The following is a 13,731-nucleotide window of genomic DNA, read 5'->3' as shown; positions in this document are numbered from 1 at the left end:
TTTTGTGGGCGTCAGGGTAGCGCGAGGGCGCGCCGTCTTAAAAGCGGTCCTTGCGGCCGCGGATCTCGGCGAAGACCGCCACCGGGTCGGCGCCTGCCATGCCGAGGGCGGCCTGGACCTCCGGCACGTCGGCGCGCAGGAAGGGGTTGGTGGCCTTCTCGACGCCCAGCGTGGAGGGGATGGTCGGCTCCCCGCGTTCGCGCTGCGCGGCGATCTCCGCCGCGCGGGTCTTGAGGGCGGCGTTGGCCGGCTCCACCGTCACGGCGAAACGGGCGTTGGACAGGGTGTATTCGTGGCCGCAATAGACGCGCGTGTCGTCCGGCAGGCCGCGCAGCTTGACCAGCGAGGCCCACATCTGGGCCGGCGTGCCCTCGAACAGCCGCCCGCAGCCGAGCGCGAACAGCGTGTCGCCGCTGAACAGCGCCTTGGCCTCCGGAAACCAGAAGGCGATGTGGCCGGAGGTGTGGCCGGGGACGAAAAACACCTGGGCGGTGTGCGATCCGAACGAAATGGTCTCGCCTTCGCCCAGACACGTCTCCATATCGGGAATGCGGGCGACGTCGGCGCGCGGGCCGATCACATCGGCGCCATAGCGCGCCTTCAGCGCGTGGTTGCCGCCGATGTGGTCGTTGTGGTGGTGGGTGTTGAAGATGTGCGTCAGCGTCCAGCCGCGCCGGTCCAGCTCCGCCAGCACGGGCTGCGCGTCGCCGGGGTCGACGACACCGACGGCGCCGCTGGCCGGATCGCGCAGGAGGTAGATGTAGTTGTCGGCGAAGGCCGGAATCAGGTGGATGTCCATGGGCTTGGGCCCCTCTCCCGCATGAATGGACGTTCGATCGAAACGTGATAGCCTGGGATGACCATGTACACCGATATCGTCGATCTCCGTGAATTCTACGAGTCCGGGCTTGGTCAGGCGGCGCGGCGGATGATCCGCCGGCGCATCCGCACCATCTGGCCCAACCTGCGCGGCCAGATCGTGCTGGGGGTCGGCTACACGACGCCGTACCTGCAGCCCTTCCGCGACGAGGCGGAGCGGGTGTTCTCGATCATGCCGGCAACCCAGGGCGTGACCTTCTGGCCGCCGGGCGGGCCGGGGCTGGTGGCGCTGGGCGACGAGGCGGACCTGCCGCTGGCCGACATGTCGGTGGACCGCGTGCTGCTCGTCCACGGGCTGGAGGGGACGGAGCAGCTCCGCCCGATGATGCGCGAGATCTGGCGTGTGCTGGCCGGCGGCGGGCGGGTGCTGGTGGTGGTGCCGAACCGCCGCGGCCTGTGGGCGCGGGCCGACTGGACGCCCTTCGGCCATGGTTTTCCCTATTCGGCTTCTCAACTGAAGCAGGTTCTGCGCGACACCATGTTCGTGCCGGAGCGCACGGGGCATGCCCTGTTCCTGCCGCCGCTGCGCTCCCGCTTCCTGATGAAGACCGCTCCGGCCTGGGAGGAGGTCGGCTGCCGCTGGTTCAAAGCCTTCGCCGGGGTGACGATGATCGAGGCGTCGAAGCAGATCTTCGCCGGGGTGTCGCGCAAGACCCAGCAACCGGTCAAGCGCCGCCTGATCGTTCCGCTTCCCGGCGGGGCCGCTCCGGCCCGCCGTCCGGCCGGGTCCGGCGCGTGGCGGGTGTCGGAGGAGCCGTAAGCCTTGCTCCGGGGCCGTTGCGGTTTGTAACCTCCCTGGTCACCGCAGCGGATCGGACCCCATGACGAAGGCGAGCGTTCTCATCGTGCCCGGACTCGGCAATTCCGGCCCGGACCATTGGCAAAGCTGGCTGCAGCGGCGCCACCCGTCCTTCACGCGTGTCGAGCAGGCCGACTGGGACGCGCCGCACTTGGAGGATTGGGTTCGCTCGCTGGAGGATGCGGTGGCTGCCGCCACCGCGCCGGTGGTTCTGATCGCCCACAGCCTGGGCTGCATGGCCGTCGCCCATTGGGGCGTGCGGAGCGGGTCGTCGGTGGGCCAGGTCGCCGCCGCCCTGCTGGTTGCCCCGCCCGACGTCGAATCGGCGGAGCACACGCCGCCGGAGGTCCACGGCTTCGCCCCGGTGCCCACCGATCCGCTGCCCTTCCGCGCGCTGGTGCTGGCCAGCCACGACGACCCCTACGCCGCGATCGCCCGCTCCTGCGCCTTCGCGGTTGGGTGGGGCGCCGACTTCATCGACGGCGGCGCCCTCGGCCACATCAACACCGCCGCCGGCTACGGCCCCTGGCCGGACGGCGAGCGGCTCGTCCTCGACCTGCTGCGCGCGGTGGAGAGCGGCGCCTGAGCCGTCACTGCGGCTGGCCGCTCACCGTTTTTACCCCGTCGCCATAGGTGAATTCCGGCGCCCGCGCGAGTTCAGCGGCCGGCAGGTCCAGCGTCGGCGTCGTCGCGCCATCGCCACCGGGGGCGGCACCCGCGATGTCGGTGCGCAGCATGCTGACCGGCAGGGACCGCAGTTTGCCGTCCGCCCCGCTGCCCTCCGCGGGGGCCAGCACGATCCGCTCGATCGAAGCGGCGCTGCCGTCCAGAGTGAAGTCCTTGATGGAGCCGCCGGGCTGGCCGTCGCGGGTCCGCACCTCCTTGCCGATCAGGGTCCGCGCCTCCTCCGGGGTCAGCAGATGGGGAATCGCGGCGACGGAGGGGGCGGCGCGCTTCATCTCGTCGGAAGGCGCGTCGCCGCCGAGCCCTTCCTGCGAGGCCGCGGGCGGGGTGGCCGGGGTGTCGTCCGGGCGCGGCGCCGTCATCAGCGGGGGCCGCGCGGCGTCCGGTGAAGCCTGCGGTGCCTGAGCCTGGGGCGTTTGCGCCGATGCGGCGCCGGACAACAGCAGGGCGGCGGCCGATGCGGCCAGGACGGAGGAGAGGACGAGGCGCATGGTGCGAAGCTCCCGCTGACGGTTGTTGAACGGACTTTGCCTGTTCAACAGCGCCAGCGGGGCAGGGGTTGCATCGCCGCCGTCCGGCGGGGTCCGGTCAGTCCCGGCGCAGCAGGAAGACGCCCTGCTCGCCCAGCAGGTTGGCGAGCCCGGAATGGGCGTGGCCGGTGACCCGGCCGGCGCCGTTCACGATCATGCAGCGCTCGATGCGGATGCCCATCTCCTCCGCCAGGACGACGAAGTCCCGGATCGTGCAGAAATGGATGTTGGGGGTTTCCCACCACTGGTAGCCCAGCTTCTCCGTCACCGGCATGCGTCCGGTCAGCAGGAGCTGCACGCGGATGCGCCAATAGCCGAAGTTGGGCACCGACACGATGGCCCGCCGCCCGATGCGGGTCATCGTCTCCAGCACCGTCCGCGGCTCGCGCATCGCCTGCAGGGTCTGGCTGAGGATCACGTAATCGAAGGCCCCCGGCGGGTAGTCCTTCAAATCGGTTTCGGCGTCGCCCTGGATGACCGACAGGCCCTGGGCCACGCACTGGTGCACGCCGTCCATCGACAGCTCGATCCCGCGCGCGTCCACCCCCTTCTGCCGGGACAGGAAGGCGAGCAGGGCGCCGTCGCCGCAGCCGACGTCGAGCACGCGGCTGCCCGGCTCCACCATCTCCGCGATCAGCTTCAGGTCGGAGCGGATGCCGGTGCCGGAGGCGGCGCGGGCGGCGGCTTGCTTGTCGTCGAGGGGGCTCATGGCCGGGAGTCCCGCGTCAGGCCGCGGTGTTCGGCGCAGCCGTCGAGGAAGCCGCGGATCACCTGATGGAATTCCGGCTCGTCGAGCAGGAAGGAGTCGTGGCCCTTGTCGGTGCGGATCTCCACGAAGCTGACGTTGGCGGCCACCGCGTTCAACGCGTGCACGATGGCCCGCGATTCGGAGGTCGGGAACAGCCAGTCGCTGGAGAAGCTGGCGAGGCAGAAGCGCACCGGCGTGCCCTTGCCGTCCTTGCGGAAGGCGTTGGACAGGGTGCCGCCCCCGTAATCCGCGGCGAGGTCGAAATAGTCCATCGCCCGCGTGATGTAGAGGTAGGAGTTGGCGTCGAACCGCTCCACGAAGGTGATGCCCTGGTGGCGCAGATAGCTTTCCACCTGGAAATCGGCGTCGAAGCCGTAGGTGACGGTCTGGCGGTTCTGCAGATTGCGCCCGAACTTGCGGTGCAGCGCCGGTTCCGACAGGTAGGTGATGTGCGCGGCCATGCGCGCCACCGCCAGCCCGCGGTGGGGGCGGGTACCCTCCAGCAGATAGTTGCCGCCGGCCCAGTCCGGGTCGGCCATGATGGCCTGCCGGCCGACCTCGTGGAAGGCGATGTTCTGCGCGGAGTGGCGGGCGGCCGTGGCGATCGGCACCGCGGCGAAGACCGACTCCGGGTAGGCGACGGCCCATTGCAGCACCTGCATGCCGCCCATCGAGCCGCCGATCACGCAGAAGAGCTGGTCGATCCCGAGATGCTCCACCAGCAGCTTCTGCGCGCGCACCATGTCGCCGATGGTGATGACGGGGAAGCCGAGGCCGTAGGGCTTGCCAGTCGCCGGATCGGTCTCCTTCGGGCCGGTGGAGCCCATGCAACCGCCGATGACGTTGGAGCAGATGACGAAGTAGCGGTCGGTGTCGACCGGCTTGCCGGGTCCGACCAGCATCTCCCACCAGCCGGGCTTGCCGGTCACCGGATGCTGGTCGAGCACGTAATGGTCGCCGGTCAGGGCGTGGCAGATCAGGATGGCGTTCGACCGGTCGGCGTTCAGCGCGCCGTAGGTCTGATAGGCGACCTCGAAGGGACCCAGCTCCGCGCCGCTGTCCAGCCGCATGGGCCGCTCCACCCCGAGCGTGACCCGGTGGCCGGGCATCGTCGCGGGCTCGGCAGGCACGGCGGCAGAGACGGCGCCAGACACGGCGGCGGCGGGGTTCGGCGCGGACATGACGGGTCGGGAGCCTCCGGAAAACGGACGTTCATAGCTACGGACCGGCGGTTGGGAGTGTCAACGTTTTCTTTGATTTCGTGCCGCTTGCGGACTACTACTATCCGGCTTTGGATTCGCCCTGGATTTGACGGTTTCCCGCCCCATGCCTCCGCCCAAGTCCCCGCTCGACGATCTGCGCCGCGAGATCGATCACATCGACGATACGATCCACGACCTGCTGATGCGCCGCGCCGCGGTGGTGGAGCGCGTCGGCGTCGTGAAAAGCCAGATCGAGGCCGCGGAAGGTCAGGTCAGCGGGAACCCCCAGACCCCGATCTATCTGCGCCCGGCGCGCGAGGCGGTCATCCTGCGCCGCCTGATGGCGCGCCACGCCGGCTCCTTTCCGGCGATGGCCGTCACCCGCATGTGGCGGGAAATGATCACCGCCTTCACCCGGCTCCAGGGCCCCTTCGCCGTTGCGGTCTACGCGCCGGAGGACCGCCGCGGATTCTGGGACGTGGCCCGCGACCATTTCGGCAGCGTCGTCCCGATGACCGCCGTCAACTCCCCCGCCGCGGCCATCCGCGCGGTGTCGGAGGGCACGGCCACCGTCGGCGTCGTTCCCTACCCGGCTGAGGACGACGCGGACCCCTGGTGGCGCTTCCTGGTGTCGTCCGACGCGCGCACGCCGCGCGTGGTGGCGCGGCTGCCCTTCGCCGGGCGCGGCAACGCCCGCGGCGAAGATCGCGACGCGCTGGCCATCGCGCTGGTTCCGCACGAGCCGACCGGCGACGACCGCACCCTGCTGGGGATCGAGCTGGGGCATGACCTCAGCCGCGGCCGGCTCAAGGACCATCTGGAGACGAGCGGCCTCGCCCCGACCTATTTCTGCACCTGGCACGCCCGCGACCCGTCCGGCCCGTCGATCCATCTGGTCGAGGTCGCCGACTTCGTCGACCACACCGACCCGCGCCTGGCTGCCTTCGCCGGCCGGCTGGGCGAGATCCCGGTGCGGATCAACATCGTGGGCGGCTACGCCGTCCCGCTTCATTTCTCCCACGACGCCCGCAAGGTCTGAGACCTGACATGACCCAGCCGAACAACGGCCCGGCGCCCCGCCCGGGGATTCTCGACATCGCCCCCTATGTCGGTGGCGAGCATGCGGGGCACATCCGCCTCGCCTCCAACGAAGGCGCGCTCGGCCCGAGCCCGCGCGCCGTGGAGGCCTACAAGGCCGCCGCAGGCGAGATGCACCGCTACCCGGACGGCGGCTCCGCCAAGCTGCGCAAGGCCATCGCCGAGCGCTTCGGCCTGGACGCCGACCGCGTGGTCTGCGGCGCCGGTTCCGACGAGCTGATCGCCCTGCTGATCCGCGCCTACGCCGGGCCGGGGGACGAGGTGCTGTACTCGCAGCACGGCTTCCTGATGTACCCGATCGGCGCCAAGTCGGTCGGCGCCACCCCGGTCCAGGCGCCGGAGACGAACCTGACCACCGATGTGGATTCGCTGCTGGCCCACGTCACGCCGCGCACCCGGCTGGTCTTCGTCGCCAACCCGAACAACCCGACCGGCACCTACATCACCGCCGACGAGATGGCCCGCCTGCACGCCGGCCTGCCGGAGAACGCCATCCTGGTCATCGACGCGGCCTACGCCGAATACATGAACCACAACGACTATTCGGCGGGGCAGGAGCTGGTCGACCGCTTCCCCAACGTGGTGATGACCCGCACCTTCTCGAAGATCTTCGCGCTGGGCTCGGTCCGGCTCGGCTGGGCCTACTGCCCGGCGGGGATCGCCGACGTGCTTAACCGCGTGCGCGGTCCCTTCAACGTCTCCTCCGCGGCGCAGATCGCCGGGGTGGCGGCGCTGGAGGATACCGAATTCCTGGAGCGCTCGCGCAGCCACAACATCGAATGGCGGGAGTGGTTCGTCCAGCAGGTTCAGGACCTTGGCCTGAAGACCCATCCCAGCGTGACGAACTTCGTCCTGGTCGATTTCGCCGGCCAGACCGCCGGGAAGGACGACGCCGAGGCGGCGCGCCTGTTCCTGAAGGGCCGCGGCATCCTGGTCCGCCAGATGCCCGCCTACGGCCTGCCGAGCTGCCTGCGCGTCACCATCGGCACGGAGGCCGAAATGCGCGAGGTGGTGCAGGCGCTGGAGGACTTCCTGGCAGCGTAAGGCCGGAGTGGTTTTCCCTCTCCCGCCCCGGGAGAGGGAGGGGCCCGCCGCGAAGCGGTGGGAGGGTGAGGGTATAGACAAGAATCAGCGCCTTGATCCTTGCGCTACCCTCACCCGGCCCTTCGGGCCACCCTCTCCCGGGGCGGGAGAGGGGGGCGCGCCGTTGCGCGCGTTTCCTCACGAAGCGGCCGGGCAAACTTTCCCTTGGTCACAGGGCGCCTTGGTGCTTTATAGCGGGGCGTTCTGCAACCCATCCGCAGCCGGTGCCTTGAGATCATGAGCGAGACCGCAGCCCCCTTGGCCGCCCCCCTGTTCGACCGCGTCGCCATCGTCGGCGTGGGTCTGATCGGTTCGTCCCTGGCGCGGGCGCTCACGCATTACGGGGTGGCTCGTCAGGTCGTCTGCGCGGACCGCAGCCCGGAGCATTGCGCCAAGGCGATGGAACTGGGCATCGGCGAGCGCGCCACCACCGATTTGGCGGAAGCCCTGGAGGGTGCCGACGTGGTGGTCCTGGCGACTCCCGTCGGGGCCTTCGCCGAGGTGGGGGAGCAGCTTGGGCCGCTGCTGCGGCCCGGCATGATCGTGACGGACGTCGGCTCGGTGAAGCAGGCGGTGCTGCGCGACGTCGGGCCTCACATCCCGGACGGCGTGCACCTGATTCCCGGCCACCCGGTGGCGGGCACCGAGCATTCGGGGCCGGAGGCCGGCTTCGCCACCCTGTTCCAGGGCCGCTGGTGCATCGTCACCCCGCCGCCCGGCGCCAACGAGGGCGCGGTGGACAAGGTAGTCACGATGTGGCGCCGCATCGGTTCCACCGTGGAACTGATGGACGCCAACCATCACGACCGCGTGCTGGCCATCACCTCGCACCTGCCGCACCTGATCGCCTACACCATCGTCGGCACGGCGTCCGACTTGGAGGACGACACCAAGTCCGAGGTCATCAAGTTCTCGGCCGGCGGTTTCCGCGACTTCACCCGCATCGCCGCCAGCGACCCGGTGATGTGGCGCGACGTGTTCCTGAACAACCGGGAAGCGGTCCTGGAAATCCTCCAGCGCTTCACCGAGGACCTGACCGCCCTCCAGCGCGCCATCCGCTGGGGCGAGGGGGAGCAGCTGCAGGACCATTTCACCAAGACCCGCGCCATCCGCCGCGGCATCATCGACGCCAAGCAGGCCTGACCGGTCCGGTTGCGCCGTTCGGCTGGCGCAACCGTTTGACGACCTATTTTCACATTAAAACTCCGATAAATGATAATCGGACATATGTGAATTACACACCTAGCAGCAAAAGACGACTTGCCTGATAGGGATCGCCCGTGTTCAATAATCCCCGGCATCACGCCATCGACCGTCAGCCTGGGGAACACCGTTCATGCCGTCGCGCTTCAGCCAGAGCCTCATCGCCGTCGGGCTGGTGACCTTGGCCGCCCTGGCGACCGCCAGCGCCGCGAGCCGCAGCACGATCCTGAACGTCTCCTACGACCCGACGCGGGAACTGTACGAGGAGTTCAACCCAGCCTTCGCCCGCACCTGGGCGGAGGCGTCGGGGGAGACGGTGGTCATTCACCAGTCGCACGGCGGATCGGGCGCGCAGGCGCGCTCGGTCATCGACGGTCTGGACGCCGACGTGGTGACGCTGGCTCTTGGCTACGACGTGGACGCCATCGCCGACGCCGGGCTGATCGCGAAGGATTGGCGGGAGCGCTTGCCAAACAACAGCTCCCCCTACACCTCCACCATCGTGTTCCTGGTCCGCAAGGGCAACCCGAAGGAGATCAAGGACTGGGACGATCTGGTAAAGCCGGACGTGGAGGTGATCACGCCGAATCCAAAGACCTCGGGCGGCGCGCGCTGGAACTACCTTGCCGCCTGGGCTTATGCGCTGAAGACCAACGGCAACGACGAGGCAAAAGCCAGGCAATTCGTCGCCGACCTTTACAAACACGTCCCGGTGCTGGACAGCGGCGCCCGCGGGGCCGCGCTGACCTTCACCCGCAAGGGCGTCGGCGACGTTCTTCTGGCCTGGGAGAACGAGGCCTTCCTGTCGCTTCAGGAGTTCGGCGCCGACCAGTTCGAGATCGTCGTGCCGTCCCTGTCGATCCTCACCGAGCCGCCGGTGGCCGTGGTGGACAGCGTGGTCGACCGCAAGGGCACCCGCAAGGTGGCGGAAGCCTATGTGCAGTATCTCTACACCCGCGAAGGGCAGGAAATCGCCGCCCGGAATTTCTACCGGCCCCGCCATCCCGAGCTGGCGCGGCAGTACGCCGGGCGCTTCTCCCCGGTGGCGCTGGTGACCGTGGACGACGTCTTCGGCGGCTGGCGCAAGGCCCAGTCGACCCACTTCGCGGAGGGCGCCCTGTTTGACCAGCTCCAGTCGGCGCCCCGCTGAAGCCCAGGACAAGAGCACGCAGTGATGGAACGGGAGGGCCAAACACCATGAGCACGACATCGACCCCCCGGAGCACGGACTCCCGGACGGCGGACGGCGATGCCAACGCGCTGACCGGCGTGATCGCCGAGAACATCCGCAACTTCCGGCTCCGCCAGGGGCTGTCCGTCGACGCGCTGGCCAAGCTGTCGGGCAACAGCCGGGCCGAGCTGACGGCGATCGAAGCCGGGCGGGGGCCGTCCAGCATCGACTTCCTGTGGACCATCGCCCGCGCGCTCGACGTGCCCTTCTCCAGCCTGCTCAGCAGTGGGGGCAGCGGTGGGACCACGGTGATCCGGCGGGCGGACAGCCGGCCGTTGGCCTCGCGCGACGGACGCTTCAGCTCACGGGCGCTGTTCCCCTTCCACGGCGAGCGGCAGGTCGAATTCTACGAGCTGCGCCTCGCTCCCGGCACCGACGAGCGGGCCGACGCCCACACCATCGGCACCGTGGAGAACATCCTGGTCGGGCGCGGTGTGGTCGAGATCGAGACCGGCGACGGCACCCACCGGCTGGAGGAGGGCGACACGATCCAGTTCGACGCCGACGCCCCCCACGCCTACCGCAACGTGGGTGACGGCGAGGCGCTGTTGTATCTCGTGATGACCTACGTCTTCTGATTCCGGCGTTCTCTGATTCTGGCGTTCTCTGGCCCTGGATCAGGCGGCGGTCCGCACGCTGGCGTCGCCGTTGGCGGGGGCCTGCGGACCGCTGTCGCGGGACATCTCCGTCTTCAGGGCGGCGGCGAGTTGCCGGAAGGTTTCCTTGCGGCCGGAGGTGCGGCGCCAGACCAGCCCGATCCGACGGAACGGCCGCTCCCCGCCCAGCGGGCGGACCACCACATCCAAACCGCGCAGAATCCCCGAGTCGAGCGCCATCTGCGGCAGCAGCGTCACCCCCAGCCCGTTGGCGACCATCTGGACCAGCGTGTGCAGGCTGGTGCCCTGGAACGCGGCGCTTTGCCGCGCCCCTTCCATGGAACAGGCGGCCAGCGCGTGGTCGCGCAGGCAGTGCCCGTCCTCCAGCAGCAGCAGATCGTCCAGCGCCACGTCGGACGGGCGGGGCGTGGTGACGTCGCTCAACCGGTGCTCGGGCGTGCAGACCACGGAGAAGCGGTCTTCGGCGATGTCGATGGATTCCACGTCGCCGGAGGGGTAGGGCAGGGCGAGGATGGCCGCGTCCAGCTCCCCCGATTCCAGCCGGTCGAGCAGCCGGGCGGTCTGGTCCTCGCGCAGGAACAGCTTCAGCTTGGGAAAGCTGTCGCGCAGCGCCGGCATCACGCGGGGGATCAGGAAGGGGCCGATGGTCGGGATCACGCCGAGATGGAGCGGCCCCGACATCGGGTCTTCCACCGAGCGGGCCATGTCCACCAACTCCTCCGCCCCCTTCAGGACGAGGCGGGCGCGGTCGGCAATCTCGCGGCCCAGCGGGGTCGGCAGGACGGTGCGCCGCGTGCGCTCCAGCAGCGGGGCGCCCAGCAGATTCTCCAACTCCTGGATGCCGGCGCTGAGCGTCGACTGGCTGACGAGGCACGCCTCCGCCGCCTTGCCGAAATGGCAGCGATCGACGACGGCGACGAGGTAGTGGAGCTGACGTAAGGTGGGGAGGGGCTTCATGCACTGCACAATAATCGGTTTTATCGATCAAAGCGATTGGTATTTTTCGCTTCCATCGCTGACCCATTGCCCCTAACTTCCCTGGTGTCAAGCGACCAACGAGGGGGGAGCAGACTTCCGGCAGGGATGCCGCGGCACCGGTAGCCCATATGGGAAACCATTGGGAAGACGGGGCCAAGCGGGCAGGACACCGGAGTGACGCTTGCTCCAATCATTCAGACTGATGGAGAAATCATGTCCTTGATCAACACCGAGATTAAGCCGTTCAAGGCGACCGCTTTCAAGGGCGGCAAGTTCATCGACGTCAGCGACGCCGACCTGAAGGGCAAGTGGTCGGTTGTCTTCTTCTACCCGGCGGACTTCACCTTCGTGTGCCCGACCGAGCTGGAAGACCTGGCCGATAACTACAGCGAGTTCCAGAAGCTCGGCGTTGAGATCTACAGCGTTTCGACCGACACCCACTTCTGCCACAAGGCCTGGCACGACACCTCGCCGGCCATCGGCAAGATCGAGTACACCATGGTCGGCGACCCGACCGCCACGATCTGCCGCAACTTCGAGATCCTGATCGAGGAGAAGGGCCTCGCCGACCGCGGCACCTTCGTCGTCGACCCGGACGGCAAGATCCAGATCGTCGAGATCACCGCCGGCGGCATCGGCCGCGACGCCCGCGAGCTGCTCCGCAAGGTGAAGGCCGCCCAGTACGTCGCCTCGCATCCGGGCGAGGTCTGCCCGGCCAAGTGGGAAGAGGGTGAGAAGACGCTCGCCCCGTCGCTCGACCTCGTCGGCAAGATCTAAGCCTCCCCGGCTTGATCCTCTGGGAACCGCCGGCCGCTACCGCGGCCGGACGGTTCGGCCGCGGCCACGCTGGCCGCGGCGCCACGGTTTCGGGCCCGGATCGATTCCGGGCCCGGATCACGAGTGGCCTTCATCCGTTCAAAAAAAGTCTGTTCAAAGACACTCTGCTGCCCGGACCCGCCCTGGCGCCACCGGGCTCGCTTCGAAAAACCACTTTCGGGAGCCCTCGCCGTGTTGGATAGCAACGTCAAAGGCCAGCTCAAGGCCTATTTCGATAAGATCACGCAGCCCATCGAACTGGCCGCCTCCCTGGACGACGGCGCCAAGTCGCAGGACATGCAGGCTCTGCTGCAGGACATCGCGTCCCTGTCGGACAAGATCACCTTCGTCCGCACCGACGACGACGCGCGCAAGCCCTCCTTCGCGATCAAGCGCACCGGCACCGACATCGGCGTCCGCTTCGCCGGCCTGCCGATGGGCCATGAATTCAATTCCCTCATCCTCGCCCTGCTGCAGGTCGGCGGCCACCCCTCCAAGGAGTCGGCGGAGGTCATCGAGCAGGTGAAGGCGCTGGAGGGTGAGTATCGCTTCGAGACCTACTTCTCGCTGTCCTGCCAGAACTGCCCCGACGTGGTGCAGGCCCTGAACCTGATGAGCGTCCTGAACCCGCGGATCAAGCATGTCGCCATCGACGGCGCGCTGTTCCAGCAGGAGGTCGACTCGCGCAAGATCATGGCCGTGCCGTCCATCTTCCTGAACGGCGAGCCGTTCGGACAGGGCCGCATGGGGCTGGAGCAGATCCTCGCCAAGATCGACACCGGCGCCTCGCAGCGCGACGCCGAGAAGATCAAGGCCAAGGACGCCTTCGACGTGCTGGTGATCGGCGGCGGCCCGGCCGGCGCCGCGGCGGCGATCTACGCGGCGCGCAAGGGCATCCGCACCGGCGTTGCGGCGGAGCGCTTCGGCGGTCAGGTGCTCGACACCATGGCCATCGAGAACTTCATCTCCGTCTCCCACACCGAGGGGCCGAAGCTGGCCACCGCGCTGGAGCAGCACGTCAAGGAGTATGAGGTCGACGTGATGAACCTGCAGCGGGCGGAAAAGCTGATCCCCGCCGAGGGGCCGGGCGGCCTGATCGAGGTCCAGCTCGCCAACGGCGCCTCGCTGAAGTCGAAGACGGTGATCCTGTCGACCGGCGCCCGCTGGCGGCAGATGGGCGTCCCCGGCGAGGACGAGTACCGCAACAAGGGCGTGGCCTACTGCCCGCACTGCGACGGCCCCCTGTTCAAGGGCAAGCGCGTGTCGGTCATCGGCGGCGGCAACTCCGGCGTGGAAGCGGCCATCGATCTGGCTGGCATCGTCGCCGAGGTGACGCTGATCGAGTTCGACAGCCAGCTCCGCGCCGACGAGGTGCTCCAGCGCAAGCTGCGCAGCCTGCCCAACGTGCGCGTCATCACCTCGGGCCTGACGACCGAGGTGCATGGCGACGGCACCAAGGTGACCGGCCTCAGCTACAAGAACCGCAACACCGGCGAGGTGCACCGGATCGATCTGGAAGGCATCTTCGTGCAGATCGGCCTCGTGCCCAACACCGAATGGCTGAAGGGCTCGGTGGCGCTGAGCCCGCGCGGCGAGATCGAGGTGGACGCCCGCGGCCAGACCTCCATCCCCGGCGTCTTCGCGGCGGGCGACGCGACGACGGTGCCCTACAAGCAGATCATCATCGCCATGGGCGAGGGCTCGAAGGCCGCCCTGTCGGCCTTCGACTATCTGATCCGCATGGCGCCGGTCGAGGCCGTCGCGGCGGCGTAAGGGGGAGTGGTACGGGAGGTGGTCGTGTAGGGCCCCCCTCCCGGCCTCCCCCCGCTATCGCAGGGGGAGGAGAAAAGCCCTCCCCTGCGT

At 68.8% G+C, this 13,731-nt stretch carries 14 protein-coding genes; 9 read left to right on the top strand and 5 right to left on the bottom strand.

All coding sequences use genetic code 11. The annotated features are described in order from the left end of the window. Positions 1–37: 37 nt before the first annotated feature. Entirely contained in the window at positions 38–799 is a 762-nt protein-coding gene (gloB, locus tag FBZ83_RS01870; RefSeq protein ID WP_145680814.1) for a hydroxyacylglutathione hydrolase, read from the bottom strand. 63 nt (positions 800–862) lie between these two features. On the opposite strand from gloB, the gene FBZ83_RS01865 reads away from it, so the two are divergent. Together FBZ83_RS01865 and FBZ83_RS01860 are read left to right on the top strand one after the other, a co-directional pair. Continuing rightward, positions 863–1,639 (top strand): class I SAM-dependent methyltransferase, encoded by a 777-nt coding sequence (locus FBZ83_RS01865; protein ID WP_186465964.1) that lies wholly within the window; start codon positions 863–865, stop codon positions 1,637–1,639. A 61-nt stretch (positions 1,640–1,700) separates the two neighbouring features. Continuing rightward, entirely contained in the window at positions 1,701–2,264 is a 564-nt protein-coding gene (locus tag FBZ83_RS01860) for an RBBP9/YdeN family alpha/beta hydrolase (RefSeq protein ID WP_145680812.1), read from the top strand. A gap of 4 nt (positions 2,265–2,268) precedes the next feature. Here FBZ83_RS01860 and FBZ83_RS01855 read toward each other — a convergent pair whose 3' ends face one another. The 3 genes from FBZ83_RS01855 to metX form a co-directional block, all read right to left on the bottom strand. Beyond that, complete coding sequence (locus FBZ83_RS01855; RefSeq protein WP_145680811.1) at positions 2,269–2,853, bottom strand: PRC-barrel domain-containing protein; 585 nt, start codon at positions 2,851–2,853, stop codon at positions 2,269–2,271. 97 nt (positions 2,854–2,950) lie between these two features. Next, positions 2,951–3,601, bottom strand: coding sequence for a methionine biosynthesis protein MetW (metW, locus tag FBZ83_RS01850; RefSeq protein ID WP_145680810.1), 651 nt, complete (start codon positions 3,599–3,601; stop codon positions 2,951–2,953). Continuing rightward, a complete protein-coding gene (gene metX, locus FBZ83_RS01845; protein WP_186465947.1) occupies positions 3,598–4,821 on the bottom strand; it encodes a homoserine O-acetyltransferase MetX in 1,224 nt (407 codons plus the stop codon). Before metX ends, metW begins: the two co-directional genes overlap by 4 nt. A gap of 145 nt (positions 4,822–4,966) precedes the next feature. On the opposite strand from metX, the gene FBZ83_RS01840 reads away from it, so the two are divergent. From FBZ83_RS01840 to FBZ83_RS01815, 5 genes are all read left to right on the top strand, one after another. Then, positions 4,967–5,881, top strand: a complete 915-nt coding sequence (locus FBZ83_RS01840) for a chorismate mutase (RefSeq protein ID WP_137104967.1) — start codon at positions 4,967–4,969, stop codon at positions 5,879–5,881. An 8-nt stretch (positions 5,882–5,889) separates the two neighbouring features. Next, positions 5,890–6,984 carry a histidinol-phosphate transaminase gene (hisC, locus tag FBZ83_RS01835; protein ID WP_145680809.1) on the top strand — a complete coding sequence of 365 codons (1,095 nt, stop codon included), beginning with the start codon at positions 5,890–5,892 and terminating at the stop codon, positions 6,982–6,984. Between the two features lie 276 nt (positions 6,985–7,260). Then, a complete protein-coding gene (locus FBZ83_RS01825; protein ID WP_145680807.1) occupies positions 7,261–8,166 on the top strand; it encodes a prephenate/arogenate dehydrogenase family protein in 906 nt (301 codons plus the stop codon). 193 nt (positions 8,167–8,359) lie between these two features. Continuing rightward, positions 8,360–9,376, top strand: coding sequence for a sulfate ABC transporter substrate-binding protein (locus FBZ83_RS01820; protein WP_145680806.1), 1,017 nt, complete (start codon positions 8,360–8,362; stop codon positions 9,374–9,376). 47 nt (positions 9,377–9,423) lie between these two features. Then, positions 9,424–10,035, top strand: a complete 612-nt coding sequence (locus FBZ83_RS01815) for a helix-turn-helix domain-containing protein (protein WP_145680805.1) — start codon at positions 9,424–9,426, stop codon at positions 10,033–10,035. Positions 10,036–10,074: 39 nt separating this feature from the next. Here the strand turns inward: FBZ83_RS01815 and FBZ83_RS01810 are convergent, their stop codons facing one another. Next, positions 10,075–11,031 (bottom strand): hydrogen peroxide-inducible genes activator, encoded by a 957-nt coding sequence (locus FBZ83_RS01810; protein ID WP_035678724.1) that lies wholly within the window; start codon positions 11,029–11,031, stop codon positions 10,075–10,077. 234 nt (positions 11,032–11,265) lie between these two features. Here FBZ83_RS01810 and ahpC point away from each other — a divergent pair, with 234 nt between their 5' ends. Then, a complete protein-coding gene (ahpC, locus tag FBZ83_RS01805; protein ID WP_145680804.1) occupies positions 11,266–11,829 on the top strand; it encodes an alkyl hydroperoxide reductase subunit C in 564 nt (187 codons plus the stop codon). Positions 11,830–12,060: 231 nt separating this feature from the next. Then, complete coding sequence (gene ahpF / locus FBZ83_RS01800) at positions 12,061–13,641, top strand: alkyl hydroperoxide reductase subunit F (protein ID WP_040134338.1); 1,581 nt, start codon at positions 12,061–12,063, stop codon at positions 13,639–13,641. Positions 13,642–13,731: the final 90 nt, after the last annotated feature.

The organism is Azospirillum brasilense (genome assembly GCF_007827815.1).
In the GTDB taxonomy this organism is placed as follows: Bacteria; Pseudomonadota; Alphaproteobacteria; order Azospirillales; family Azospirillaceae; genus Azospirillum; species Azospirillum brasilense_C.
The sequence above is the reverse complement of the archived record's forward strand: the minus strand, read 5'-3'. Positions and strand labels throughout refer to the sequence as shown.

Coding starts and splice junctions, on each gene's coding strand:
- gloB (WP_145680814.1), bottom strand. CDS start 799: ATGGACATCCACCTGATTCCGGCCTTCGCCGACAACTACATCTACCTC.
- FBZ83_RS01865 (WP_186465964.1), top strand. CDS start 863: ATGTACACCGATATCGTCGATCTCCGTGAATTCTACGAGTCCGGGCTT.
- FBZ83_RS01860 (WP_145680812.1), top strand. CDS start 1,701: ATGACGAAGGCGAGCGTTCTCATCGTGCCCGGACTCGGCAATTCCGGC.
- FBZ83_RS01855 (WP_145680811.1), bottom strand. CDS start 2,853: ATGCGCCTCGTCCTCTCCTCCGTCCTGGCCGCATCGGCCGCCGCCCTG.
- metW (WP_145680810.1), bottom strand. CDS start 3,601: ATGAGCCCCCTCGACGACAAGCAAGCCGCCGCCCGCGCCGCCTCCGGC.
- metX (WP_186465947.1), bottom strand. CDS start 4,821: ATGTCCGCGCCGAACCCCGCCGCCGCCGTGTCTGGCGCCGTCTCTGCC.
- FBZ83_RS01840 (WP_137104967.1), top strand. CDS start 4,967: ATGCCTCCGCCCAAGTCCCCGCTCGACGATCTGCGCCGCGAGATCGAT.
- hisC (WP_145680809.1), top strand. CDS start 5,890: ATGACCCAGCCGAACAACGGCCCGGCGCCCCGCCCGGGGATTCTCGAC.
- FBZ83_RS01825 (WP_145680807.1), top strand. CDS start 7,261: ATGAGCGAGACCGCAGCCCCCTTGGCCGCCCCCCTGTTCGACCGCGTC.
- FBZ83_RS01820 (WP_145680806.1), top strand. CDS start 8,360: ATGCCGTCGCGCTTCAGCCAGAGCCTCATCGCCGTCGGGCTGGTGACC.
- FBZ83_RS01815 (WP_145680805.1), top strand. CDS start 9,424: ATGAGCACGACATCGACCCCCCGGAGCACGGACTCCCGGACGGCGGAC.
- FBZ83_RS01810 (WP_035678724.1), bottom strand. CDS start 11,031: ATGAAGCCCCTCCCCACCTTACGTCAGCTCCACTACCTCGTCGCCGTC.
- ahpC (WP_145680804.1), top strand. CDS start 11,266: ATGTCCTTGATCAACACCGAGATTAAGCCGTTCAAGGCGACCGCTTTC.